Here is a 21,637-nt window from a genome sequence, read left to right on the forward strand (position 1 = left end):
GCCCCCCACCCCCCCCCCAACGGCGGCGGCGCCCCAAAAACCCCCCCCCCCCCGGCCCCCCCCCCCCCGCACCCGCCCCCGGACCCACCCACCCTCCCGAAAGCCCACCCCCACACCCCAGCCCCGCGCAGCGGCCCCCTTTGCCCCACCCCCCAACAGGGCGCAGGCTGGTTCCGGAGGACCCCCCATGACCACCCTTGAGGAACAGATCGACATCGCCGCCCCCGTCCTCGCCGCCTGGGAGCAGCTGCACCGCGTCCACGAGTACCCCCGCTTCCTCGACGGAGTCCGCACCGCCCACCCCCACGGCCGCAACCTCGCCCACCTAGGAGTCCGGGTCGGCGACACCGAACGGTCCCTGGACACCGAGATCACCGACCGCGGCCGGGGCCGGGTGATGGCCTGGCGGACCCTGGACTCCGTCCACCTGAGAGGCGCCTTCGCCCTGCTGCCCCTGGACCCCCGGCACACCCGCCTGCAGATCCGGGTGGAGTACGACCCGGAGGCCGTGCACCAGGAGTTCGGCGGCCCCCGCGGCTTCGCCCAGGCCGGAGCGATCGAACGCACGGTACGCGGAGACCTCGAACACTTCCGAGACCTGCTCGAAGCCCGGGTGCACACCAACGACACCCACCCCGACGGCGCCCCCACCTCCCTCCCCAACGGCCACCCCCACACCCCGTAAGAACCACATAAGCCCAGCTCAGCAGGGCCGTTCCAGTTTCAACCTGTGGCAGACTCGGATGCCATGGACATCGGCCCGGTCACCAGGACGCTCCGCGCGGCGGTCTTCGCCGCGCTGGTCGTGCTGCTCGCCGGGCTCGGCCAGGTGCTGGTCACCGGCCGTACGCTGCCGCTCGGGACGATGGGCCTGGCCTCGGCCGCCGTCTTCGTCCTGGCCTTCGCCCTGGCCGGCCGCGAACGCGGCTACCCGGCGATCGCGGCGGCGTTCCTCCCCCTGCAGCTCGGCGTCAGCGCCCTGTTCGACCTGGCCCAGCGCTCCTGCCCGTCCCTGCCGCCCGACGCCGGACAGGGCCTGCGCCCACTGCTCTGCGGCGGCGGCTCGCTCGGCGGGTTCCTGCTCGGCCACGGCGTGTCCGAGCAGACGGGCGTCGTCCTGCTGCTCCTCCTGCACACCGTGATCGCCCTGGCCGGGGCCTTCTGGCTGCGCCGCGCGGACGCCGCGCTGAGCGGCCTCACCCGGGCCCTCCGGATGCTGGGCGAGTTCCTGCACCGGCACCTCCCCGCCGCCGCCCGCTGGCTGCGGCTGCTGGCCGCGCCCGTCCCGGCCCGTCCGGTGATCCGGGTGCCCTTCCCCCGGGCCAGCCGCGTGCTGGTCCCGGCCGAGGACGTGGTGGTGCGCCCGGCCGTCCGGCGCGGTCCGCCGGTGTTCGCCCTGACCGTCTGAGCACCCCTGCACCTCAGCGCCTCAACGCCTGAGCACCTCAGCGCCTCAACGCCCGAGCACCTCAGCACCTCAACGCCCGAGCACCTCAGCACCTCAACGCCCGAGCACCTCTGCACCTCAACGCCCGAGCACCTGAGCGCCTGAGCCCCCCTTCGCCCAGCGGTCCTCTCTCGCCCCGCGCCGACCCGATCTGCCCGGTCGCGCCGCCCTTCCGTACGCCCGAGAGCACAGGACGACACCCCATGAGCAACACCCGTAAGACCGCCCGAAAGACCAACGCCACCGAGCGCATGCGCGAGGCCCGCGCCCAGGCCCAGCGCGCCGACCGGATCCGCCGCCGGGTGGTGGTCGGCGGCGCCTCCGTCGCCGCGCTCGCCCTCGCGGCCGGCGTCGCCTTCGCCGTCGGCGGCTCCTCCGGCTCCTCCTCGACGGCCGGGGCCGACGGCCCGCTGGTCGTCCCCGCCAACGCGACCGGCACCGACGGCACCGTGATCACCTACGGCAAGGCCGACGCACCGCACACCCTGGAGATCTACGAGGACTTCCGCTGCCCGTTCTGCGAGCAGCTGGAGACGACCACCGGCAAGACCGTCCAGCAGCTCGCCGACAACGGCAGCTACAAGATCGAGTACCACCTCGCGACGTTCCTGGACAAGAACCTCGGCGGCAAGGGCTCACGCACCGCGCTGGCGGCGGCCGGCGCCGCGCTGAACGAGGGCGTGGACAAGTTCAAGGCCTTCCACGACGTGCTGTACGCCAACCAGCCCGACGAGCGCAGCGACGACTTCGGCGACGTCAACCACCTCCTGGACCTGGCCGGCCAGGTGCCCGGCCTCAAGACCGACGGCTTCGTGAAGGCCGTCCAGGAGGGCACCTACGCGCCGTGGGCGGCCAAGGTGAACGAGGAGTTCAACAAGAGCGACGTCACCGGCACCCCGACCGTCAAGCTCGACGGCAGGAAGCTGGACGTCCTGACCAACGGCAAGGCCGTCTCGCCCGAGCAGTTCACCGCCCTGGTCAAGCAGGTGACCGGGTGACGACGCCCACCCCAACCACCCCCGCCACCCGGACCTACGGCGCGAGCCGCCCCTTCGCCTGGCTGCTCCTGCTCGGCGGCGCGGTCGGCCTGTTCGCCTCGGCCGTCCTCACCCTGGACAAGATCCGGCTGCTCAAGGACCCGTCGTACGTCCCCAGCTGCAACATCAACCCGATCATCAGCTGCGGCTCGGTCATGCGCAGCGACCAGGCGGAGGCCTTCGGCTTCCCCAACTCGCTGATCGGCCTGGTCGCCTTCGGGGTGGTGATCGCGATCGGCGCCGGGCTGCTCGCGGGGGCGTCGTTCCGGCGCTGGTTCTGGCTCGGCCTCCAGGCCGGAACGGTCTTCGGGATCGGCTTCGTGACCTGGCTGATGTACCAGGCGCTGTACCGGATCAACGCGCTCTGCCCGTACTGCATGGTGGTCTGGGCCGCGATGATCCCGCTGTTCTGGTACACCACCCTGCACAACCTGCGGTCGGGGGTGATCCCGGTCGGGCCGCGGATGCGGACGGTGGTGCGGGAGGCCGTGCGCTACCACTGGGTCGTCCCGGCGCTCTGGTACGCGGTGGTCGCACTGCTGGTGCTCAACCGGTTCTGGTACTACTGGAGCACCCTGATCTGACGCCCGGGACCGCGAGGCTACTTGGGCACCCCCGTGAGCTGGGCGAACGCGGCGGTGCCCGAGTAGCCGACCAGGAAGCCCACCAGCACGCCGCCCCAGAAGTCCTCGACCGTGACGAAGGACGGCGCCTCCGACTTCCGCGCGGCGAACACGATCGCCGCTCCGCTGAGGATGACGGCCAGCACGAGGGAGCCGATCGCCGTCCCCAGGTGCTGCTCGACCAGCGCGCCGAGGCTCTGCGCCTCCTGGAGCGAGCGGGCGACGCTGCCGACCAGGCCGCCGGTGACCCCGCCGGTCATCACGTTCCAGAGGGCGGCCTTGAGCGGGACGGTCAGCGCGGTGGTGTTGGAGAGCACCCTGCGGCGCTCCGCCCCGGGCGGCGGTGCGGTGTCCTGGCGCGGGGTCAGCCCGTAGACGACGGTGAACTGCAGGCGGTAGCTGGCCGGGACGAAGAACGGGCTGCGGCCGGTGCCCAGGCGGATGGTCCACACATCGGTCGACCCGGGTTCCAGCGCCGCGCCCTGCGGGAGTGAGCCGATCAGTGGGACGCGCTCCTGCTCGGCCGGCCGGTTCAGGTACATGGTCAGGGTCGTCTGGTCGTAGGCGTGGACGTTGGTCTGCCCGGCCCGCCCGTGCAGGAACACCGTCGAGTTGCCGTAGGCGTGGAGGTTGAGCTGGTCATCGGCACCGTCGAGGCGTGCCTGGTGGCGCGCGATCGCCTCGTCCAGCGCCGCGATCTCGTCCTCGACCGCCAGCCGTTCCGCGGGCGGCAGCAGCGGCGACAGGCGCTGCACCGCTCGTCGCCTCCGGCTCCGGAGGTCCAGGAGGGTGGCCCTCAACCCTTCGAGCTCCTCCTCCGGGACCACCGGGGCCGCGGCCTCCGGCGGTTTCGCGGGAGGCTCCGGCGCCCGCCACTCCAGCTGGGTCGGCAGGCTCAGCTCGACCGCGTCGAGCCACACCGGCACCGAGAACGGGTTCTTGACGTGCAGGTAGACCGTGAAGTCCGTGCCCGAGTACACCTGCGGGACGGAGAGGTCGACGGCCAGGTCCAGCAGACCGAACTGGGCCGGGTGCTCCGGCGGCGGAGTGGTCACCCGGACAGGCTAGTGAGACCAGCCCGTCCGGATCAGGGGTTTGCCCGGATCGCCACTCAGCCGTCGATCGGGTCGAAGGTGAACCGCTCGACCTCGGCGAGGAGTTCGGCCCGGCGGCGGTCGTCGATGAAGGAGGCCCGGAAGGAGTTGGCGGCCAGTCGGCGCAGGGTCTCCTGGTCGAGGGCCAGGGCCTGCCGGACGGCGCGGAAGTTGTCCTCGACGTAGCCGCCGAAGTAGGCCGGGTCGTCGGAGTTGACGGTGACCAGCAGGCCGGCGTCCAGCATCTCCCGCAGCGGGTGGTCGGCGAGGGTGTCGATGCAGCGCAGCCGGACGTTGGAGAGCGGGCAGAGGGTGAGCGGGATCTGCTCGCGGACCAGTCGGGCGACGAGTTCGCCGTCCTCCAGGCAGCGCAGGCCGTGGTCGATCCGCTCCACGCCGAGGACGTCCAGCGCCTCGGTGATGTACGAGGCCGGGCCCTCCTCACCCGCGTGGGCGACCCGGCGCAGCCCGGCCTCGGCGGCCCGGCGGTAGACCTCGCGGAACTTCGCCGGCGGGTTGCCGACCTCGGCCGAGTCCAGGCCGATGCCGGCGATCCGGTCGAAGTACGGACGGGCGGCCTCGAAGGTCTCCAGGGCGGAGTCGGCGGACTCGTCGCGCAGGAAGCACATGATCAGCTGGGTGCTGATGCCGTACCGCTGCTCGCTGCGCGACAGCGCCCTGGTCAGCCCGTCCACGACCACGCCGAGCGGCACCCCGCGCGCGGTGTGCGCCTGGGGGTCGAAGAAGATCTCCGCGTGCCGCACGCCCTGTTCGGCGGCCCGGGCCAGGTAGGCGTCCGCGAGGTCGGCGAAGTCCTGCTCGGTGCGCAGCACGGCCATCAGCGCGTAGTAGAGGTCGAGGAAGGACTGGAGGTCGCTGAACGAGTACGCCTTCCGCAGTTCCGCCGTGTCGGCGTACGGCAGTTCGACGGAGTTGCGGGCGGCGAGGGCGAAGGCGAGCTCGGGTTCGAGGGTGCCTTCGATGTGCAGGTGGAGTTCGGCCTTGGGAAGCGGCATGTGCGATCTGTCCGAGCTGTCGGGGATTGGACGTGAAGATACAGAATTCATCCTATGATCTCCCCGATCTTCGAGGGTGCCGCGGGCAGCTCCCGGAGGGTGCGCAGCGGCGAGAACAGCGGCAGCGCACCGGCCACCACGAGCAGGCCGGTCATCACCCACATGGTGGGCCGCAGGCCGATCGCCTCGCCCAGCGCGCCGCCGGCCAGGGCGCCGAGCGGGATGGTGGCGTGGACGGCGAACATCGAACCGGCCGCCACCCGGGTGAGCAGCCCGGGCGGGGTGTAGGACTGCCGGAAGCTGCCGAGCACGACGTTGCAGAACACCACGGCCGCGACCACCCCGAGCGCGCCGAGGACGTACAGCGCCGTGCCGAGCCCCGGCCCGGCCAGCGGCATCAGCAGCCCGAGCGGGACGGCGCCGAGCAGTACGGTCCGCACCGCGCGGGCCGTACCCAGCCGACCGCACAGCGGACGGGCCGCCGCCGCGCCGAGCACCCCGCCGACCGCGGCGGCGGAGGCGAGCGCGCCGACCCAGCCGGGGGCGATCCCGGCCTCCCGGACCAGGAACAGCGCCAGGATCGCCTGGTAGCCCATGAGCGCGAAGTTCGCGGCCGCGCCGAAGCAGAGGAAGGCGCGCAGGTAGGGGTCGCGCAGCAGGAAGGACAGCCCCTCGCGGACCTGCCGGCGCAGGCCCGCCCGCTCCGCCTGCTCCGCCTGTTCCGTGCGCTCCGCCCGACTCTCCTGCTCCGGCCGGGCGCGGATCCGCAGCAGGGTGCCGGCCGCGACCAGGAAGCTCACCGCGTCGATGAGCAACCCGGCTGCGGCGCCGACGAGTTGGACGGCCAGACCGGCCAGCCCGCGACCCGCGACCTCGGCCGCCGAACCGCTGCCCTGGAGCTTGGCATTGCCCTCGATCAGGTTCGCCGGGGCCACCAGCTCGGGCAGGTATGCCTGGTCGGCGGCGTCGAAGAACACCGAGCAGACCCCGCCGAGGAAGGCCACGGCCAGCAGCTGCGCCAGGGTGAGGACGCCGAGCCACCCCGCCACCGGCACGCTGGCGAGGAGCACCGCGGAGCCGAGATTGCAGGCGATCATCACGATCCGCCGGGGCGCCCGGCCGACCCAGACCCCGGCCGGCAGGCCGAACAGCAGCCAGGGCAGCCAGATCGCGCTGGTCAGCAGGCCCGCGGCGAGCGGCCCGGTCCCCAGGGTGAGCACCGCGACCAGCGGCAGCGCGACGGTGGTGACGCTGCTGCCCAGCCGGCTGACGGTCTGCCCGGCCCACAGCAGCCGAAAGTCCCGTTGGGCGAACAGGCCCCAGCGCAAACGGAGTTCGGGGCCCGTGGCGGACCGGGCGAGGGTGGCGGTCACGGCCGCGCCGGGACGCTGTGGGCGAAGGCCAGGACGGTCTCGCGCTCCCGCCCGTCCTCGGGCACCGGCCGCCGCGCCCACTTCTGGATCACCTCGTGCAGGTCGGCAGCCAGCTCCCGGGCCTCCTCGGGAGTGAGCCGCAGCCAGGCCTGGGTGGCCACCGAGCAGCCGTCCCGCCAGTCGGGGCCGTACCCGCCGCGTCGCGCGGACCACTCGCGGACCAGCTCGACCTGGCGCTCCAGCAGGATCGATCCGGCCGCCTCGGCGACCGCCTCGGTGACCGGGTCACCGTCGAAGTCGGCCCTGGTCCAGCTGAGTTCGCGGTCGGCCAGCCGCCACCAGCGCTCCCGCCGATCCCGGGCGAGCTCGGCCGCCTCCTCGATCAGTCCGCTCTCGGCCAGCACCTTGAGGTGGTGGCTGACGTTGCCCACCGCCTGCCCGGTGTGCTCGGCCAGCCTCCCGACGGTGGCCGGGCCGTCGACCTTGAGCAGGTCGATCAGCCGGCGGCGCAGCGGGTGGGTGAGGGCGGCGAGCACCCGGGAGTCCTGGATCTCCCGGGCGCCGCGCGGTTCGTCCGTCGTCTCGTCCATGCCGGGAGGATATCCACAAGAGCTCTTGTACGACAGCCCTTTTACAATTCCCCTTCTACAATTCCCCTTGTCCATCCGGACCGCCCCGGACGATCGCGTGCACCGGCGGCGGTCGGCGGGCACCCTGGAGGAAGGGGACTTCCGCCGAGGAGGCACCGCGATGCAGCACGCCGACGACCCGCACATCCGACCCGCGGGCATCTCCCCGCACGCACTGGGCAACGACACCCTGCTGCACGAGCTGGAGCAACTGCACCGCACCCGCCACGAGACCTTCCTGTACGGCTCGGAGGAGGCGCTGAAACGGCACACCCTGCGGACCGGCCAGCTGGAGGCCGAGTACCTGCACCGCTTCCCGCTCCGCCAGGTGACCGCGGCCCGGACCAGGGCCGGAGCCCGGGCCCGGGAGGCGGCCGCCCGCGTGGAGTCGCTGCCCGAGTGACACCCGCCGGCACCCGGCGACACCCGGCGGGACACGCCGGGCGGCGGTGGCTCGCCCCGGGGCGGGGCGTCGGGGAGGGTGTGAGGGCAGAGCACCGGACCCGACCCCCCATTGGGAGCCCCGCATGCCCATCGCCAGCGTCAACCCCGCGACCGGGGAGATCATCCAGACCTTCGAACCGCTCGACGCGGCCGGGATCGAGCGGCGGCTGGCCCGCGCCGAAGCCGCCTTCCACAGCTACCGCAGCACCCCGTTCACCGTCCGCGCCGGGCTGATGCACCGGGCGGCCGACCTGCTGGACCAGGACCAGGACGCGCTCGCCCGCACCATGACCGAGGAGATGGGCAAGCCGCTCGCCGCCGCCCGGGCCGAGGCCGCCAAGTGCGCCAAGGCGATGCGCTGGTACGCCGACCACGCCGAGGCGCTGCTCGCCGACGAGCACCCGGACCCCACCGACGTGGCCGACAGCGGCGCCTCCCGGGCGTACGTCCGCTACCGCCCGCTCGGCCCGGTGCTCGCCGTGATGCCGTGGAACTTCCCCTTCTGGCAGGTGATCCGCTTCGCCGCGCCGGCCCTGATGGCGGGCAACGTCGGCCTGCTCAAGCACGCCTCCAACGTGCCGCGCACGGCGCTCGCGATCGAGGAGCTGTTCCGCCGGGCCGGCTTCCCCGAGGGCTGCTTCCAGACCCTGCTGATCGGCTCGGGCGCGGTCGAGGGCGTGGTCCGGGACCGCCGGGTCGCCGCCGTCACCCTCACCGGCAGCGAGCCGGCCGGGCGGGCGGTCGCGGCCGCCGCCGCGGACGAGGTGAAGAAGTCGGTACTGGAGCTGGGCGGCAGCGACCCGTACGTGGTCCTGCCGAGCGCCGACCTGGACGCCGCGGTCGCCACCGCGATCCGGGCCCGGGTGCAGAACAACGGCCAGTCCTGCATCGCCGCCAAGCGCTTCATCGTGCACACCGACGTCTACGACCGCTTCACCGCCGCCTTCACCGAGGCGATGCGCGCACTGCGGATCGGCGACCCGATGGACGAGGCCACCGACGTCGGCCCGCTGGCCAGCCGCCAGGGCCGGGACGACCTGGAGGAACTGGTCGAGGACGCCCGTACCCACGGCGCCCGGGTCGAGTGCGGCGGCAACCGCCCGATGGGCTGGGACACCGGCTGGTTCTACGAGCCGACCGTGCTGACCGGCATCACCCCGGCGATGCGGATCCACCAGGAGGAGACCTTCGGTCCGGTCGCCACCGTCTACCGGGTCGCCGACCTGGACGAGGCGGTGGCGCTCGCCAACGACACGCCCTTCGGGCTCAGTTCCAACGTCTGGACCACCGACCCGGGCGAGCAGGAGCGCTTCGTCCGCGACATCCAGGCCGGCGGGGTGTTCTTCAACGGCATGACCGCCTCCCACCCGGCGCTGCCCTTCGGCGGGGTCAAGCGCTCCGGCTTCGGGCGGGAACTGTCCGGGCACGGCATCCGGGAGTTCTGCAACGTCACCACGGTGTGGATCGGCTGATCCCTCCCGGAGCCGCGACGCCTCCGGTGCGGGTGCATGTCCGGGCGCGGGTGTGGGCTCGGGCCGGTCGGGTCAGGCCACCGTGCGGTGCCTGCCCCGGCCGGGCGTCGCCCAGCGGGCGACCATGCCGACCAGCGCGATGAAGGTCAGCAGCCAGAAGAAGGCCATCAGCCCGATCATCGGATCCCACTCCGTCTGGACCTCGACCATGAGCAGGCCGATCGAGAGCGCGACCATGAAGGTCACCACGGTGGGGCTGAGGCTGAGCAGCCAGCGCCAGGCCCGGTGGCCCAGGCTCGGGTTCTTCGGGGCCTCGGGCCCGGCTTCGAGTTCCTTGTAGGTGAGCAGGTCCATTCGGGATCGCCTCCGGTGCTGGGTGAGGGGGAGGGGCCGGCCCGCGCGGTCAGGAGGCCTTGCGCGGAGCCGCGGACTTGCGGGTGGTGGTCTTCTTCGCCGGGGCGGCCTTGCCGGTGCCCGCGGCCTTCCCGCCGGCGGCGGTCTTCTTCGCCGTGGCCGACTTCGTCGCGGTGGCGGACTTCGTCGCGGTGGTCGTCCTCTTCGCGGCGGCGCGCTTGCGGGGCGCCGGCTCCTCCTCGGCCGGTTCCTCCTCCGCCGATTCCTCCTCGGCCGTGGCCGCCGACGCCCGGCCGCCCTTGGCCCGCTTGAGGCTGCTGCGCAGCGCCTCCATCAGGTCGATCACGTTGTCCGGCGCCTCGCCGGGCTCCTCCTCGTGCGGGAGCTCGACGCCCTCCAGCCGGGCGGTGATCACCTGCTGGAGCGCCTGCTGGTAGTCGTCGTGGAGCTGGGAGAGGTCGAAGTCCTCGGAGAGGGTGTCCATCAGCGACCGCGCCATCTTGAGCTCCTGCGGCCGCACCGTGACGTCCTCCTCGGGCGCGATCCCGGCCGCCGGGCGGACCTCGTCGGGCCAGATGCAGGTCTGGAGCACCAGCGTCCCGTCGTGCACCCGCAGCACCGCGGGCGACTCCCGGGTGCGCAGCGCGATCTTGGTGACGGCGATCTGCCCGGACTCCACCAGCGCGTCGCGCAGCAGGGCGTACGGCTTGGCGGCGGCCTTGTCGGCGACGCCCACGTAGTAGGCCTTGGAGAACATCAGCGGGTCGATCTCGGTGGCATCCACGAAGGCCAGCACGTCGATGATCTTCTTGCTGGGCAGCGGCAGGTCGGCGAGGTCCTCGTCGCTGAGCGTGACCGTCCGGCCGTCGGGCGACTCGTACCCCTTGGCGATCTCCGCGTACGGGACCTCCTTCTCCTCCCGTTCGCAGTACCGCTTCATCCGCACCCGTCCGCCGTCCTTGGCGTGCACCTGGTGCAGCGGGACGTCGTGCTCCTGGGTCGCGGAGTAGAGGTGGACGGGGATGCTGACCAGTCCGAAGCTGATCGTCCCCTTCCAGGTGGTCTGCATGGTTCCCACTGTGCGCGCGATCGGCCGGATCGGCCACTTGCCCCGGCAGGGCCCTGGCGGGTTCCCGCCAGGGTGACGCTGCGTCAGATTTGAGCCTTTCCCGCCACTTCTCCACCCGCTCTGACCTGGCCTTTTGTGTCCGGTGAGCGAACAGTTATCTCTCGGCTGTTCCGATACCCGGGCGTAGAAGTTAGGTTGCACCGCAATGCGCGGGTCTGTCCCCCACCTTTCGGCACGACGAGCCGAGGGTCATGCCGCGCTGGAAAGGCAGAAGGCACCCTCCATGAGTGCGGACACCACCAAGCAGGCGGCGGACACCACCCAGGTCCCCCACCAGCTCGGCCCGGTCGGACACGGCGGCGACGGCCACCTGAAGGCCGGGCTCAAGAACCGACACCTGTCGATGATCGCGATCGGCGGCGTGATCGGCGCCGGCCTGTTCGTCGGCTCCGGCGCGGGCATCGCCTCCACCGGTCCCGGCATCCTGCTCTCCTACACCCTGGCCGGCGTGCTGGTGGTGCTGGTGATGCGGATGCTCGGCGAGATGGCGGCGGCCGACCCGCAGAGCGGTTCGTTCTCGGCGTACGCGGACCGCGCGCTGGGCCGCTGGGCCGGCTTCACCATCGGCTGGCTGTACTGGTTCTTCTGGGTCGTGGTGCTCGCCGTCGAGGCGACGGCCGGCGCCAAGATCCTCAACCACTGGGTGCCGGGCGTGCCGCAGTGGGGCTGGGCCCTGATCGTGATGGCGGTGCTGACCTCCACCAACCTGTTCTCGGTCGCCTCCTACGGCGAGTTCGAGTTCTGGTTCGCCGGGATCAAGGTGGTGGCGATCGCCGCGTTCCTGGTGATCGGCACCCTCGCCGTCTTCGGCGTGCTGCCGGACACCCACGCGGTCGGCGCCAGCAACCTGACCGGCCACGGCGGCTTCCTGCCGCACGGCGTGGGCGCGGTGTTCACCGGCATGCTCACGGTCGTCTTCGCCTTCATGGGCAGCGAGATCGTCACCCTGGCGGCCGGCGAGTCGGAGGACCCGGAGAAGGCGGTCAGCAAGGCCACCAACAGCGTGATCTGGCGGATCGGGATCTTCTACCTGGGCTCGATCCTGCTGGTGGTCACCCTGCTGCCGTGGGACTCCGCCGCGGTGAAGGACAGCCCGTACGTGGCCGTCCTCGACCACGTGGGCATCCCGCACGCGGGCCAGGTGATGGACGTGATCGTGCTGACGGCGGTGCTCTCCTGCCTCAACTCCGGGATGTACACCGCCTCCCGGATGGCCTTCTCGCTCGGCCAGCGCGGCGACGCCCCGAAGGTCTTCGCCACGGTGAACTCGCGCGGCGTGCCGATGGTGGCCATCCTCTCCTCGGTGGTCTTCGGCTTCATCGCGGTCTTCTTCAACTACACCTCGCCGAACACCGTGTTCGCCTTCCTGCTGAACTCCTCCGGCGCGGTCGCGCTGTTCGTCTGGCTGGTGATCTGCGCGACCCAGCTGCGGATGCGCAAGATCATCGAGCGCGAGATGCCCGAGCGGCACACCGTCCGGATGTGGCTGTACCCCTATCTCACCTGGGTGGCCATCGGCATGATCGGCTTCGTCGTGGCGTACATGTTCACCGACAGCGACGGACGCAAGCAGATGTACCTGTCGCTGGTGGCCGCGGCGATCGTGCTCGGCGCCTCGGCCGTGGTGGGCCGCCGGCGCCGACGGGCGGCGGTGGCGGCGGGGTCCTGAACCCGTCCGCCCCCGCGCGGGAACGCCGGGCCCGGGAGCCGTTGCGGAGGCTCCCGGGCCCGGTGCCGTTCCATGCCCGGACGAGTGCATGCGCGGACCGAGGCCGGGCGCGGACGAGGCCGGGCCGGCCGGGCGACCGCCGCCCGACCGGCGATCGGCAACCGGCCGGTCACACTGCGTCGATGTCGGCACCAGGAACGTGTGAGCCCGCCCACAGGGGGTTTCGCATCTACGGTCCTGGATAGTTGTCGCGCTCCGCCCGTACCGCCCCGGGCACCGACCGCCGCACCCCGGCCGCCCGCCCGGCCGCCGGGTCCACCCCGAAGAACCCAGGCCATGGAGCCTTCCGGCCCCGACTTCCGTCGGCACCCCCAGCCCTCGACCCCCGGACACCCAAACCGGACAAAGCGCCACAAACACACCGACACACCGGCTGGCAACCGCCCGCCCGGCCACTACTCGTCGTAGTAGCGAGCCCCTTTGCCACCCGTCCCCGGCCCTGCCAAGAATGGCCCGTCGCCAGGCAGCGCCGGCCGGCCCCGTCCGCCGTGCGCAGCCCGCCCGCCCCGCCGCTCTCGGCCGGGGCGCCACGGCCGTCCCGGACGGCCGCGCGGGCCCCGCTCACCCGGAGCCCGTGCGATGCCCCGCGCCCAGTGCCCCGGCACGGCCCCCGACGGAAAAGGACCGCCCGCTCCATGCAGCTCAGCCATGCCCGCCGCAACTCCCTGATCACCGGCATCGCCACCCTCGTGGTCGCGAGCGCCGCCACCGCCGCGCTCGCCATCCCGCAGGCCGGGAACACCGCCGAGGCCGCCGCCCCCGCGGCCGCCGTCTCGGTGGACGGCAAGCCGGTGGCCGACCAGGCGCAGGCCGACACCGCTGCCGCTGCCCAGCAGGCCGCCCAGGACGCCCAGGCGGCCCAGGAGGCCCAGACGAAGGCCGAGGCGGACGCCAAGGCCCAGGCCGACGCCCAGGCGCAGGCCGCGGCCGACGCGAAGGCCCAGGCGGACGCCAAGGCCCAGGCCGACGCCGCCGCCTCCCGCTCGCAGCAGCGCCAGAGCCTCGCCGCCCCGACCGGCACCCCGCAGCAGATCGCCGCCCAGATCGTGCCCGCCGGCCAGCTGCAGTGCTTCAGCAACATCGTGGCCCGCGAGAGCAGCTGGAACCCGATGGCCGTCAACGCCTCCTCCGGCGCCTACGGCCTGGTCCAGGCGCTGCCGGGCAGCAAGATGGCCTCGGCCGGCTCGGACTGGAGGACCAACCCGGCCACCCAGATCAAGTGGGGCCTGGACTACATGAACTCCCGCTACGGCAGCCCGTGCGGCGCCTGGGCGTTCTGGCAGAGCCACCACTGGTACTAAAGCTTGTTGCGGAAGGTTCAGGCCGACCCGGCCCTGCCCTCCTCCGCACCCGCCCCGGGCCCGCGACGCACCCCGCGTCGCGGGCCCGGCGCGCGTCCTGCCCGGCCGGTCGCCATCTGGCGTGGACGCGTCCGGAAGGCGGCGTGAAGATATGGCGTACGCTCGTACGATTTGCCACTGATTGCTCGCAATTACGCACCGTCAGCCCTTTGCCACGGTTCGCGCGCCCTCTTACGCTCCGGCGTCATGCCCTCACCCCTGATCAGCGTCGTGCTCCCCGCCTACGACCAGCACGGACAGCTCGCCGACTGCCTGGACTCGCTGCTCGCCCAGACCCTGGCCGACGTCGAGGTGATCGTGGTCGCCGACCGCTCCCCCGAGACCGCGATCGGGCTGGCCGACGCCTACGCGGCCCGGCACCCCCGGGTGTCGGTGCTGCACCTGAACGCGGCCGTCGGGGTCGGGGTGAGCCGGAACGCGGGTGCGGCGCGGGCCACCGGCGAGCACCTGCTGTTCCTCGACGCCGACCACCTGCTGCCCCGGGACGCCCTCCAGGCGCTCGCCGACCGGCTCCGGCAGACCGGCCCGGTCGACGTCCTGCTGTTCGGCCACTCCCGCCGCCACAACGACCGCGACTGGCCGGGCGGCGCCGAGGCCCTGCTCGCCGAGGTCGGCCCCGAGCCCTTCGCCCCCTTCGACCGGCCCGAGCTGTTCGGCGCACCCCCGCTGGTCTGGGACCGGCTGATCCGCCGCGGCCACTGGGAGGAGCTCGGGCTCGCCTTCCCCGACGGCCGCTACGAGGAGATCCCGGTGGTGCACGCGGCGCTGCTCGGCGCCCGCAAGGCCGCCGTCCTGGCCCGCGAGTGCGTCCAGCTGCGGCGCCGGGAGACCGTCCACCCGGCCGGCGGGCCGGGCAGCAGCGTGTTCGACCTCTTCGAGCAGTACGAGCGCAGCTTCGCCCTGCTGGAGGACCAGCCCCACCTGTACGCGGTCCGCGACGCCCTGTTCATCCGGATGATCCGGCACTACCTGTTCGTCTTCGACCTCGCCGGCTGCGTCTCCCGCGCCGAACGCCCCCAGTTCTTCCACCGCGCCGCCGAGCACCACCGCCGTTTCCAGCCGCCCGGCCACCGCAAGCCGGCCGGCCGCGAGGGCATCAAGTTCTCCCTGCTGGCCGGCGGCGCCTACCCGGCCTTCGAGGTCGCCAAGCTCTCCCACATCGCCCGCGGCACCCTCACCGGCCGCAAGTAGCTCAGCGGGCGTGCGCGGTGCCGCCCCCGGCGGCCATCGCGGCGGCGATCCGACGGGCCCGCTCGGCCCACAGCTCGGCGGGCAGCGGCGGCAGCACGTCCATCCACAGCGGCAGAGTGGAGCCGCGCAGCTGCCGCATGCCCTCGGGCCGGGCGATCAGCCACAGGTGCAGGTGCGCGGCGCCGTCGCCCCAGCGGTTCACGTGGACCCGGCCGATGCCGCCGAGCGACAGCACGGCCCGCTCGACGCGCTGGAGCATCGGGCCGAGCCCGGCGGACAGCTCGACCGGCAGGTCCAGCAGGTCGTGGTGGGCCCGGGGCCACAGCAGCAGGGTGACGGGCAGGCCGCTCGGCACGTCGGCGCCGCCGAGGCGCCAGTGCTCGTCGGTCCAGAGGAAGTCGGAGTCCGGGCCGGCGCACTCCCGGCAGTCCTCCGGCCCCTCCTCGCCGTGGCGCGGCGGCTCGGGCAGTTCGGGCGCGCGCAGCTCCCGTACGGTCAGCTCGCCGTCGTACGGGAAGATCTCCCAGGACGGCGCGCCGTCGGCGGGGACGGCCTGGGGCGTGTCTGACAATTCCCGCCGGGCGCGCGACGCCGGGGCACGCCCTGGGGCTCGCCGATCGGCAGCCGGGCGAGGTAGGCGTCGGGGCCGGCGAGGTCCACGGAGTCGTCGATCACGGCTGCCGAGACTGCCACCTGACACCCCGTCGGCGGTACCCCCGTCGTGCCCGGTACCGGTGCGGCGGCCCGGCTGCGATCATCGGCGGAGTCCACTTCCTGGGAGGCCCTGGTGAGCCGTCCGTCCGCCGTCCCCGGGGCCGAACTGGCCCGTGAACTGGCCGCCGTGCTGCGCGGGGAGGTCCGCTTCGGCGCCGCCGAGCGCACGGTGTACAGCCACGACGCCTCCAACTACCGGCACCTGCCGCTCGGGGTGGTCAAGCCCGCCGACCTGGACGACGTGCGCACCGCGCTGGCGCTGTGCCGGCAGTACGGCGTGCCGGTGGTGGCCCGCGGGGCCGGGACGAGCATCGGCGGGCAGGCGATCGGCCCCGGCGCGGTGGTGCTGGACTTCCGCCGCCACCTCGGCGCGGTGCTGGAGATCGATCCGCAGGCCCGCACCGCCCGCGTCCAGCCCGGCACCGTACTGGACGACCTCCAGCGCGCCGCCCGGCCGTACGGGCTGCGCTTCGGCCCGGACCCGTCCACGCACAGCCGCTGCACCCTCGGCGGCATGATCGGCAACGACTCCTGCGGCTCCCACTCGCTCGCCTGGGGCCGCACCGCCGACAACGTGGAACGGCTGGAGCTGCTGCTCGCCGACGGCACCGAACTGACCGTCGGCGGGCGGCTCACCGCCGCCGAGCGCGCGGCGCTGCCGCAACTGCCCGGCCGGGCAGGCCAACTGCACCGCCAACTCCAGGAGTTCACCGACCGCAACCTGGCCGTCATCCGGCAGGGCATGCCGCAGCTGCCCCGCCGCACCTCCGGCTACCCGCTGGACGCCCTGCTGCCCGAACACGGCCACCACCTGGCCCGGGCGCTGACCGGCACCGAGGGCACCTGCGCCCTGCTGCTGGGCGCCACCGTCCGGCTGGTCGAGGACCCGCCGGCCCGCGCCCTGGTGGTGGCCGGCTACCCCGACGAGGGCGCCGCCGCCGACGCCGTCCCCGCGCTGCTGCCGTACGGTCCGCTCACCGCCGAGGGCATGGCCGCCGACCTGATCGCCGCACTGCTCGCCGCCGGCCCGCGCCCGCCCGCCCTGGACCGGCTGCCCGCCGGCGGGTGCTGGCTGTTCCTGGAGACCGGCGGCGCCACCGCGCTGGAGGCCTACCGGGCGGCCCGCCGACTGGCCGACGCGGTGCGCCGGGAGCCCGCGGCCACCGTCGCCCTGGTCACCGACCCGGTCGAGCAGCGCCAGCTGTGGGCCGTCCGGGAGGCCGGCGCCGGGATCGTCACCCGGCTGCCCGGCGGCGGCGAGGCCTGGCCCGGCTGGGAGGACTCCGCCGTCCCGCCCGAGCGGCTCGGCGACTACCTGCGCGGCCTGCGCGCCCTGCTGCGCCGGCACGGCCTGCACGGCGTGCCGTACGGGCACTTCGGCGACGGCTGCGTGCACCTGCGGATCGACTTCCCGCTGGACCGGCCGCAAGGGGCCCCGGTCTTCCGGGAGTTCCTGGAGCAGGCGGCCGATCTGGCGGTCTCGTACGGCGGTTCGCTCTCCGGCGAGCACGGCGACGGGCAGGCCCGGTCCGAGCTGCTACCGCGCATGTACCCGCCCGAAGTCATCGACCTGTTCGGCGAGTTCAAGCGGATCTGGGACCCGGAGAACCTGCTCAACCCGGGCGCCCTGGTCGACCCCCGCCCGCTCGACGCCGACCTGCGCTTCGTCACCGCCCCGCGCCGCCCGCTGCCACTGGCCCTGCCGTACGAGCAGGACGGCGGCAGCCTCACCAAGGCGGTGCACCGCTGCGTGGGCGTCGCCAAGTGCGTGGACCCGACCACCGGGGTGATGTGCCCGAGCTACATGGCCACCGGCGAGGAGCGGCACTCCACCCGGGGCCGGGCCCGGCTGCTCGCCGAGATGCTGCGCGGCGAGGCCATTGCGGACGGCTGGCGCTCGGCGGAGGTGCGGGAGGCCCTGGACCTCTGCCTGAGCTGCAAGGGCTGCGCGAGCGACTGCCCGGTGCACGTCGACATGGCGACCTACAAGACCGAGTTCCTGTACCAGCACTACCGGCACCGGCCCCGCCCGCTCTCCCACTACTCGATGGGCTGGCTGCCGCTGTGGCTGCGCGCGGCCGCGCTGGCACCCGCGGCCGCCAACACGCTGGCCCGCTCCCCGGCCGGCGCCCTGCTCAAACGGCTCGGCGGGATCGACCGGCGCCGGGTGCTGCCGGTCTTCCCGCCCGAGACCTTCACCCGCTGGTACCGGCGCCACCGCGCCGCCCACCCGGCCCCGGCGGGCGCCCGGCCGGTGCTGCTGTGGCCGGACACCTTCTCCGACCACCTCCAGCCGGACGTGCTGCGCTCGGCCGTCGAGGTGCTGGAACACCTGGGCTTCGACGTCCGACTGCCCGACGGGCCGGTGTGCTGCGGCCTCACCTGGTACTCCACCGGCCAACTCGGCACCGCCCGTCGGGTGTTGCGGCGCAGCCTGGCGACCCTGACGGCCACCGGACTCCCGGCCGACACCCCCGTGGTCGGCCTGGACCCCAGCTGCACCGCCACCCTGCGCGAGGACCTGCCCCGGCTGCTCGGCGCGGACGGCCGCCCACTCTCCCAACGGACGCACACCTTCGCCGAGTTCATCGACGAGTACGCCCCGCAGGCGCCGCTCCCCCTGGTCCGGCTGGAGGCCGTCACCCAGACCCACTGCCACCAGCACGCGGTGCTCGGCAGCGCGGCGGACCGCCGGGTCGAGGCCCGACTGGGCCTGGACAACCGGGTGTTGGACTCCGGCTGCTGCGGGCTGGCGGGCAACTTCGGCTTCGAACGGGGCCACTTCGAGGTGTCCCAGGCGATCGCCGAGCGGGTCCTGCTGCCCGAGGTCCGGGCCGCCGGGCCGGACACCGTGGTGCTCGCGGACGGGTTCAGCTGCCGTACCCAGATCGCCCAACTGGCCGACGGGCGAAGGGCCCTGCACCTGGCGGAGCTGATCGCCCGGGAGCTGCGGAGGCGGCCTTCGGAAACGGGCTAGCCATGCTCGGCGAGGAAGGCCCCGGCGTGGGCAGCGGCCTCGTCCCGGACCAACTCGGCGGTGCCACCGAACAGTTCCAGTGAGCCCGGACCGAGTCCCACTTCGACAACAAAAGTTACCGACCGAATCGGCGATCCGCCCCGAACGGCGAATCCGAGTCCCGCTTCTCGGGCGCGAACGGGGTCCCGGAGGTGAGCGCGCGACAGCCGACCACCAGCGCCTCTCCCAGGAAGCCCACGCCGATCGACAGCTGGACCGGCCGGGCGTCCGCCGCCAGGCCGCCGCGCTCGGCGAGCATCGCGAACCCCGCCATCGCAGCGAGCGAGACCACCGCCACCAGCAAGGTCCGCCCGGTGTAGCGCTGCCACAGCACACCCTCCCGCTCGTACACCCGAATGGTGGCGCCGCGCAGCGCCCCGAAGGCGACGCCGAGCGCCGCGCCGCCGCCGATCCAGGCGTAGTCGCCCACCCCGAGGCCGTGCCGCTGCGACACCGCCCACACCCCGAGCGCGGTGAGCACCACCGGTGGCGCGAAGAGGTCCCGCGCGTTGAGCGGTTCACCGCACAGCCGCCGGACCACCACCACGGCCACCACGGCCACCATCAGTGCCACGTGCACCCAGTTGCCCATCCCCTGCCCCACTCCCCGATTTTTATAGCTCGACCGTGCTAAATCAGCACGGCAGCAATTTAGCGCGCCCGTGCTATAACGGCAACATGCCGAAGATCGTCGACCCCGTCGAACGCCGTCAGGCCGTCGCCGACGCCGTCCTGCGCGTCGCCGCCCGGGAGGGCCTGGAGCACGCCTCACTGCGCAACGTCGCCGAGGAGGCCGGGCTCGCCATCGGCTCGGTCCGCCACTACTTCGCCGGCAGCTCCGAGCTGATGCTCTTCGCGATGCAGGAGCTGGCCCGCCGGATCGACGCCCGCATCCGCACTCACGCCCGCACCCTGCTCGACCCGGATCAGCCTCCCGACACCGACCGGCGCGAACAGACCGTGCTGCTGCTCGCCGAGACCCTCCCGCTGGACGCCGAGCGCCGGGAGGAGTCCGCGCTCTGGCTCTCCTTCGTCACAGCTGCCCGCACCCGGCCCGAACTACGGCCCCGCGCCGGCGAGTTGCAGACCGGCCTGGACGCGCTGGTCCGGCATGTCCTGGTCGAGATCGAACGCGCCGGTGGCCTGACCCCCGGCCTCGACCTCGACCTCGAGACCCGCCGGCTCTCCGCCCTGCTGGACGGCCTCACCCTGCAAGCCGTCCAGCACCCCGACCTCGTCGGCCCGGACGAACTGCGCGCGGTGCTGCGCCGCCACCTCGACACCCTGGCGAGCGGCTGACCACCCGCCGTCCGGATCAGCCCTGCAGCGCCTCCTTCTTCGGCGGCGCATCGGAACAGACCGCCGACACGAACTCCGCGAGCCGGGCCTGCGGCAGCCCGCGGGCGATGTCGGCCTCGCTGATCATGCCGACCAGCTTGTGCTCCGGGTGGTTGATCACCGGCAGGCGGCGCACCTGGTACTGCTCCATCACCCGCAGCACCTGCTCGCAGTCCTCGTCCGCCTCCACCGTCATCGGCCGGCCGAGCGCCAGTTCACCCGCCGTCACCTCGGACGGATCGCGCCCCTCCGCGACGCAGCGCAGCACGATGTCGCGGTCCGTCACGATGCCCAGCAGCCGGTCGTTCTCCCCGCAGATGGGCAGCGCGCCCACGTGTCGTTCCCGCATGATCCGGGCGGCGGCGGCGAGCGTCTCGTGCTCACGGATGCACTCCGCCCCCGGGTGCATGATGTCGCTGGCGATGGTCATGATCCGCCTCCTGGCCTGACTTCCGGCCCCTCGTCCATCCTGGTCCGACCGGGTGACCCACGCCACCGGACCCGGGCGGGTCGGGCAGTGCTCAGGACGTCGCCCCGCGCTCCGTCGAACCACCTGCCGAACCACCTGCGGACCCGGCGGCCGGGCCGGCGGCCTCCGGACCCGCTCCGTCCAGATCCACCCGATCCAGCGGCGACGTGCTCAACAGCTCCTCCAACGGCGGCAGCTCGTGCTTGGGCTGCTCGTGCGGGAGCTCCTCCTCCGGCACCTCCCCGCGCTCCACCGCCTGTTCCGCGGACTTCGCGGCGGCGGCGACCGCGGCGGCCGCCAGCAGGTCCCGCTGCTGGGACTCCGTCGCACTGTCCAGGAACCGCAGCAGCTCCACCGGGAACGGCAGCACCAGCGTCGAGTTCTTCTCCGCCGCCACCTCCACCACGGTCTGCAACAACCGCAGTTGGAGCGCCGCCGGGGTCGCGCTCATCACCGCCGCCGCCTCCGACAGCCGGGCCGAGGCCTGGAACTCACCGTCCGCCGTGATGATCCGCGCCCGCCGCTCCCGCTCGGCCTCCGCCTGGCGAGCGATCGAGCGCTTCATCGACTCCGGCAGGGCGACGTCCTTGATCTCCACCCGGTCGATCTGGATGCCCCAGCCCAGCGCCGGGCTGTCGATCATCAACTCCAGCCCCTGGTTGATCGGTTCGCGGTTGGCCAGCAGGTCGTCCAGTTCGCTCTTGCCGATGATCGACCGCAGCGAGGTCTGCGCGACCTGGGAAATCGCGAAGTTGTAGTCCTGCACGTTGACCGTCGCCTTGACCGGGTCCTCCACCCGGTAGTAGACGACCGCGTCCACCCGCACGGTCACGTTGTCCCGGGTGATGCCCTCCTGCGCCGGGATCGGCATCGTCACGATCTGCACGTTCACCCGGCGCAGCCGGTCCGCGATCGGCAGCAGCGCGACCAGCCCCGGATCCCGGACCTCCTCGCGCACCCGCCCGAAGCGGAACACCACGCCCCGCTGGAACTGCTGGACCACCCGGATGCTCAGCCCCGCCCAGATCGCCCCCAGCCCGGCCAGCCCCCCGAGAGCCCCCAACACCGCATCGACGATCATCGCGGCCTCCTCGCGGCCTCCGCGCACACCGGCGCGTCCGGCCGCCGCCGGCCGGACCGGGCCGGGGGCCACCGGAGCAACTGCTTCCACGCTACGCCTGCCCGGACACCGCCGGACCGA

21 protein-coding genes are annotated in these 21,637 nt (G+C 73.2%); 11 read left to right on the top strand and 10 right to left on the bottom strand.

Annotated features, from left to right (window positions below; all coding sequences use genetic code 11):
• Positions 1 to 187 precede the first annotated feature (187 nt).
• From ACIQWA_RS25655 to ACIQWA_RS25670, 4 genes are all read left to right on the top strand, one after another.
• Entirely contained in the window at positions 188 to 685 is a 498-nt protein-coding gene (locus tag ACIQWA_RS25655; RefSeq protein WP_360239727.1) for an SRPBCC family protein, read from the top strand.
• Positions 686 to 748: 63 nt separating this feature from the next.
• Positions 749 to 1,408, top strand: coding sequence for a hypothetical protein (locus ACIQWA_RS25660; RefSeq protein WP_402486265.1), 660 nt, complete (start codon positions 749 to 751; stop codon positions 1,406 to 1,408).
• 242 nt (positions 1,409 to 1,650) lie between these two features.
• Positions 1,651 to 2,445: a thioredoxin domain-containing protein gene (locus ACIQWA_RS25665; RefSeq protein ID WP_402486267.1), complete on the top strand. Its 795-nt coding sequence runs from the start codon at positions 1,651 to 1,653 to the stop codon at positions 2,443 to 2,445.
• On the top strand, positions 2,442 to 3,068 hold the full coding sequence (locus tag ACIQWA_RS25670) for a vitamin K epoxide reductase family protein (RefSeq protein ID WP_402486270.1): 627 nt from the start codon (positions 2,442 to 2,444) through the stop codon (positions 3,066 to 3,068). The genes ACIQWA_RS25665 and ACIQWA_RS25670 overlap by 4 nt, the downstream gene beginning before the upstream one ends.
• Positions 3,069 to 3,085: 17 nt before the next feature.
• Here ACIQWA_RS25670 and ACIQWA_RS25675 read toward each other — a convergent pair whose 3' ends face one another.
• Genes ACIQWA_RS25675 through ACIQWA_RS25690 form a run of 4 tightly spaced genes read right to left on the bottom strand, consistent with a single transcriptional unit; the run spans position 3,086 to position 7,180 of the window.
• Positions 3,086 to 4,162, bottom strand: a complete 1,077-nt coding sequence (locus ACIQWA_RS25675; RefSeq protein ID WP_402486273.1) for a hypothetical protein — start codon at positions 4,160 to 4,162, stop codon at positions 3,086 to 3,088.
• A gap of 56 nt (positions 4,163 to 4,218) precedes the next feature.
• A complete protein-coding gene (locus ACIQWA_RS25680) occupies positions 4,219 to 5,217 on the bottom strand; it encodes an adenosine deaminase (RefSeq protein ID WP_402486275.1) in 999 nt (332 codons plus the stop codon).
• A gap of 47 nt (positions 5,218 to 5,264) precedes the next feature.
• A complete protein-coding gene (locus ACIQWA_RS25685) occupies positions 5,265 to 6,590 on the bottom strand; it encodes an MFS transporter (protein WP_402486278.1) in 1,326 nt (441 codons plus the stop codon).
• Entirely contained in the window at positions 6,587 to 7,180 is a 594-nt protein-coding gene (locus tag ACIQWA_RS25690) for an ArsR/SmtB family transcription factor (protein WP_402486280.1), read from the bottom strand. Before ACIQWA_RS25690 ends, ACIQWA_RS25685 begins: the two co-directional genes overlap by 4 nt.
• 160 nt (positions 7,181 to 7,340) lie before the next feature.
• Here ACIQWA_RS25690 and ACIQWA_RS25695 point away from each other — a divergent pair, with 160 nt between their 5' ends.
• Both ACIQWA_RS25695 and ACIQWA_RS25700 read left to right on the top strand, forming a co-directional pair.
• A complete protein-coding gene (locus ACIQWA_RS25695) occupies positions 7,341 to 7,622 on the top strand; it encodes a DUF6158 family protein (protein ID WP_360239748.1) in 282 nt (93 codons plus the stop codon).
• Between the two features lie 124 nt (positions 7,623 to 7,746).
• Positions 7,747 to 9,135: an NADP-dependent succinic semialdehyde dehydrogenase gene (locus ACIQWA_RS25700; protein WP_402486283.1), complete on the top strand. Its 1,389-nt coding sequence runs from the start codon at positions 7,747 to 7,749 to the stop codon at positions 9,133 to 9,135.
• Positions 9,136 to 9,207: 72 nt separating this feature from the next.
• Here the strand turns inward: ACIQWA_RS25700 and ACIQWA_RS25705 are convergent, their stop codons facing one another.
• Both ACIQWA_RS25705 and ACIQWA_RS25710 read right to left on the bottom strand, forming a co-directional pair.
• Positions 9,208 to 9,489: a hypothetical protein gene (locus tag ACIQWA_RS25705; RefSeq protein WP_402486286.1), complete on the bottom strand. Its 282-nt coding sequence runs from the start codon at positions 9,487 to 9,489 to the stop codon at positions 9,208 to 9,210.
• Positions 9,490 to 9,538: 49 nt separating this feature from the next.
• Positions 9,539 to 10,558: a Ku protein gene (locus tag ACIQWA_RS25710; protein ID WP_402486289.1), complete on the bottom strand. Its 1,020-nt coding sequence runs from the start codon at positions 10,556 to 10,558 to the stop codon at positions 9,539 to 9,541.
• A gap of 403 nt (positions 10,559 to 10,961) precedes the next feature.
• Here ACIQWA_RS25710 and ACIQWA_RS25715 point away from each other — a divergent pair, with 403 nt between their 5' ends.
• The 3 genes from ACIQWA_RS25715 to ACIQWA_RS25725 all read left to right on the top strand — a co-directional run bounded on the left by ACIQWA_RS25715 (position 10,962) and on the right by ACIQWA_RS25725 (position 14,899).
• Positions 10,962 to 12,287: an amino acid permease gene (locus ACIQWA_RS25715; protein WP_360239918.1), complete on the top strand. Its 1,326-nt coding sequence runs from the start codon at positions 10,962 to 10,964 to the stop codon at positions 12,285 to 12,287.
• 695 nt (positions 12,288 to 12,982) lie between these two features.
• On the top strand, positions 12,983 to 13,648 hold the full coding sequence (locus ACIQWA_RS25720) for a transglycosylase SLT domain-containing protein (protein WP_402486292.1): 666 nt from the start codon (positions 12,983 to 12,985) through the stop codon (positions 13,646 to 13,648).
• A gap of 246 nt (positions 13,649 to 13,894) precedes the next feature.
• Entirely contained in the window at positions 13,895 to 14,899 is a 1,005-nt protein-coding gene (locus tag ACIQWA_RS25725) for a glycosyltransferase family 2 protein (RefSeq protein ID WP_402486295.1), read from the top strand.
• Between the two features lies 1 nt (position 14,900).
• On the opposite strand, the gene ACIQWA_RS25730 is transcribed toward ACIQWA_RS25725, so the two are convergent.
• Positions 14,901 to 15,470: a hypothetical protein gene (locus tag ACIQWA_RS25730; protein WP_402486298.1), complete on the bottom strand. Its 570-nt coding sequence runs from the start codon at positions 15,468 to 15,470 to the stop codon at positions 14,901 to 14,903.
• A gap of 216 nt (positions 15,471 to 15,686) precedes the next feature.
• Between ACIQWA_RS25730 and ACIQWA_RS25735 the strand changes: the two genes are divergently transcribed.
• On the top strand, positions 15,687 to 18,590 hold the full coding sequence (locus ACIQWA_RS25735; protein ID WP_402486300.1) for an FAD-binding and (Fe-S)-binding domain-containing protein: 2,904 nt from the start codon (positions 15,687 to 15,689) through the stop codon (positions 18,588 to 18,590).
• A gap of 115 nt (positions 18,591 to 18,705) precedes the next feature.
• Here the strand turns inward: ACIQWA_RS25735 and ACIQWA_RS25740 are convergent, their stop codons facing one another.
• Complete coding sequence (locus ACIQWA_RS25740; protein ID WP_402486303.1) at positions 18,706 to 19,233, bottom strand: DUF1453 domain-containing protein; 528 nt, start codon at positions 19,231 to 19,233, stop codon at positions 18,706 to 18,708.
• Between the two features lie 74 nt (positions 19,234 to 19,307).
• On the opposite strand from ACIQWA_RS25740, the gene ACIQWA_RS25745 reads away from it, so the two are divergent.
• Complete coding sequence (locus tag ACIQWA_RS25745; RefSeq protein ID WP_402486306.1) at positions 19,308 to 19,928, top strand: TetR/AcrR family transcriptional regulator; 621 nt, start codon at positions 19,308 to 19,310, stop codon at positions 19,926 to 19,928.
• Between the two features lie 16 nt (positions 19,929 to 19,944).
• Here the strand turns inward: ACIQWA_RS25745 and ACIQWA_RS25750 are convergent, their stop codons facing one another.
• The gene (locus ACIQWA_RS25750) at positions 19,945 to 20,397 is read right to left on the bottom strand and encodes a CBS domain-containing protein (RefSeq protein WP_360239784.1); all 453 of its coding nucleotides are present in this window, start codon (positions 20,395 to 20,397) and stop codon (positions 19,945 to 19,947) included.
• A 91-nt stretch (positions 20,398 to 20,488) separates the two neighbouring features.
• Positions 20,489 to 21,517: a slipin family protein gene (locus ACIQWA_RS25755; RefSeq protein WP_402486309.1), complete on the bottom strand. Its 1,029-nt coding sequence runs from the start codon at positions 21,515 to 21,517 to the stop codon at positions 20,489 to 20,491.
• Positions 21,518 to 21,637 lie beyond the last annotated feature (120 nt).

The organism is Kitasatospora sp. NPDC098652, from assembly GCF_044760155.1.
Lineage (GTDB): Bacteria > Actinomycetota > Actinomycetes > Streptomycetales > Streptomycetaceae > Kitasatospora.

Excerpts from the sequence above, each read along its gene's own strand:
- ACIQWA_RS25725 (WP_402486295.1), top strand. The coding sequence starts at position 13,895 with ATGCCCTCACCCCTGATCAGCGTCGTGCTCCCCGCCTACGACCAGCAC.
- ACIQWA_RS25695 (WP_360239748.1), top strand. The coding sequence starts at position 7,341 with ATGCAGCACGCCGACGACCCGCACATCCGACCCGCGGGCATCTCCCCG.
- ACIQWA_RS25745 (WP_402486306.1), top strand. The coding sequence starts at position 19,308 with ATGCCGAAGATCGTCGACCCCGTCGAACGCCGTCAGGCCGTCGCCGAC.
- ACIQWA_RS25680 (WP_402486275.1), bottom strand. The coding sequence starts at position 5,217 with ATGCCGCTTCCCAAGGCCGAACTCCACCTGCACATCGAAGGCACCCTC.
- ACIQWA_RS25700 (WP_402486283.1), top strand. The coding sequence starts at position 7,747 with ATGCCCATCGCCAGCGTCAACCCCGCGACCGGGGAGATCATCCAGACC.
- ACIQWA_RS25660 (WP_402486265.1), top strand. The coding sequence starts at position 749 with ATGGACATCGGCCCGGTCACCAGGACGCTCCGCGCGGCGGTCTTCGCC.
- ACIQWA_RS25720 (WP_402486292.1), top strand. The coding sequence starts at position 12,983 with ATGCAGCTCAGCCATGCCCGCCGCAACTCCCTGATCACCGGCATCGCC.
- ACIQWA_RS25655 (WP_360239727.1), top strand. The coding sequence starts at position 188 with ATGACCACCCTTGAGGAACAGATCGACATCGCCGCCCCCGTCCTCGCC.
- ACIQWA_RS25705 (WP_402486286.1), bottom strand. The coding sequence starts at position 9,489 with ATGGACCTGCTCACCTACAAGGAACTCGAAGCCGGGCCCGAGGCCCCG.
- ACIQWA_RS25690 (WP_402486280.1), bottom strand. The coding sequence starts at position 7,180 with ATGGACGAGACGACGGACGAACCGCGCGGCGCCCGGGAGATCCAGGAC.
- ACIQWA_RS25710 (WP_402486289.1), bottom strand. The coding sequence starts at position 10,558 with ATGCAGACCACCTGGAAGGGGACGATCAGCTTCGGACTGGTCAGCATC.
- ACIQWA_RS25750 (WP_360239784.1), bottom strand. The coding sequence starts at position 20,397 with ATGACCATCGCCAGCGACATCATGCACCCGGGGGCGGAGTGCATCCGT.
- ACIQWA_RS25715 (WP_360239918.1), top strand. The coding sequence starts at position 10,962 with ATGATCGCGATCGGCGGCGTGATCGGCGCCGGCCTGTTCGTCGGCTCC.
- ACIQWA_RS25665 (WP_402486267.1), top strand. The coding sequence starts at position 1,651 with ATGAGCAACACCCGTAAGACCGCCCGAAAGACCAACGCCACCGAGCGC.
- ACIQWA_RS25755 (WP_402486309.1), bottom strand. The coding sequence starts at position 21,517 with ATGATCGTCGATGCGGTGTTGGGGGCTCTCGGGGGGCTGGCCGGGCTG.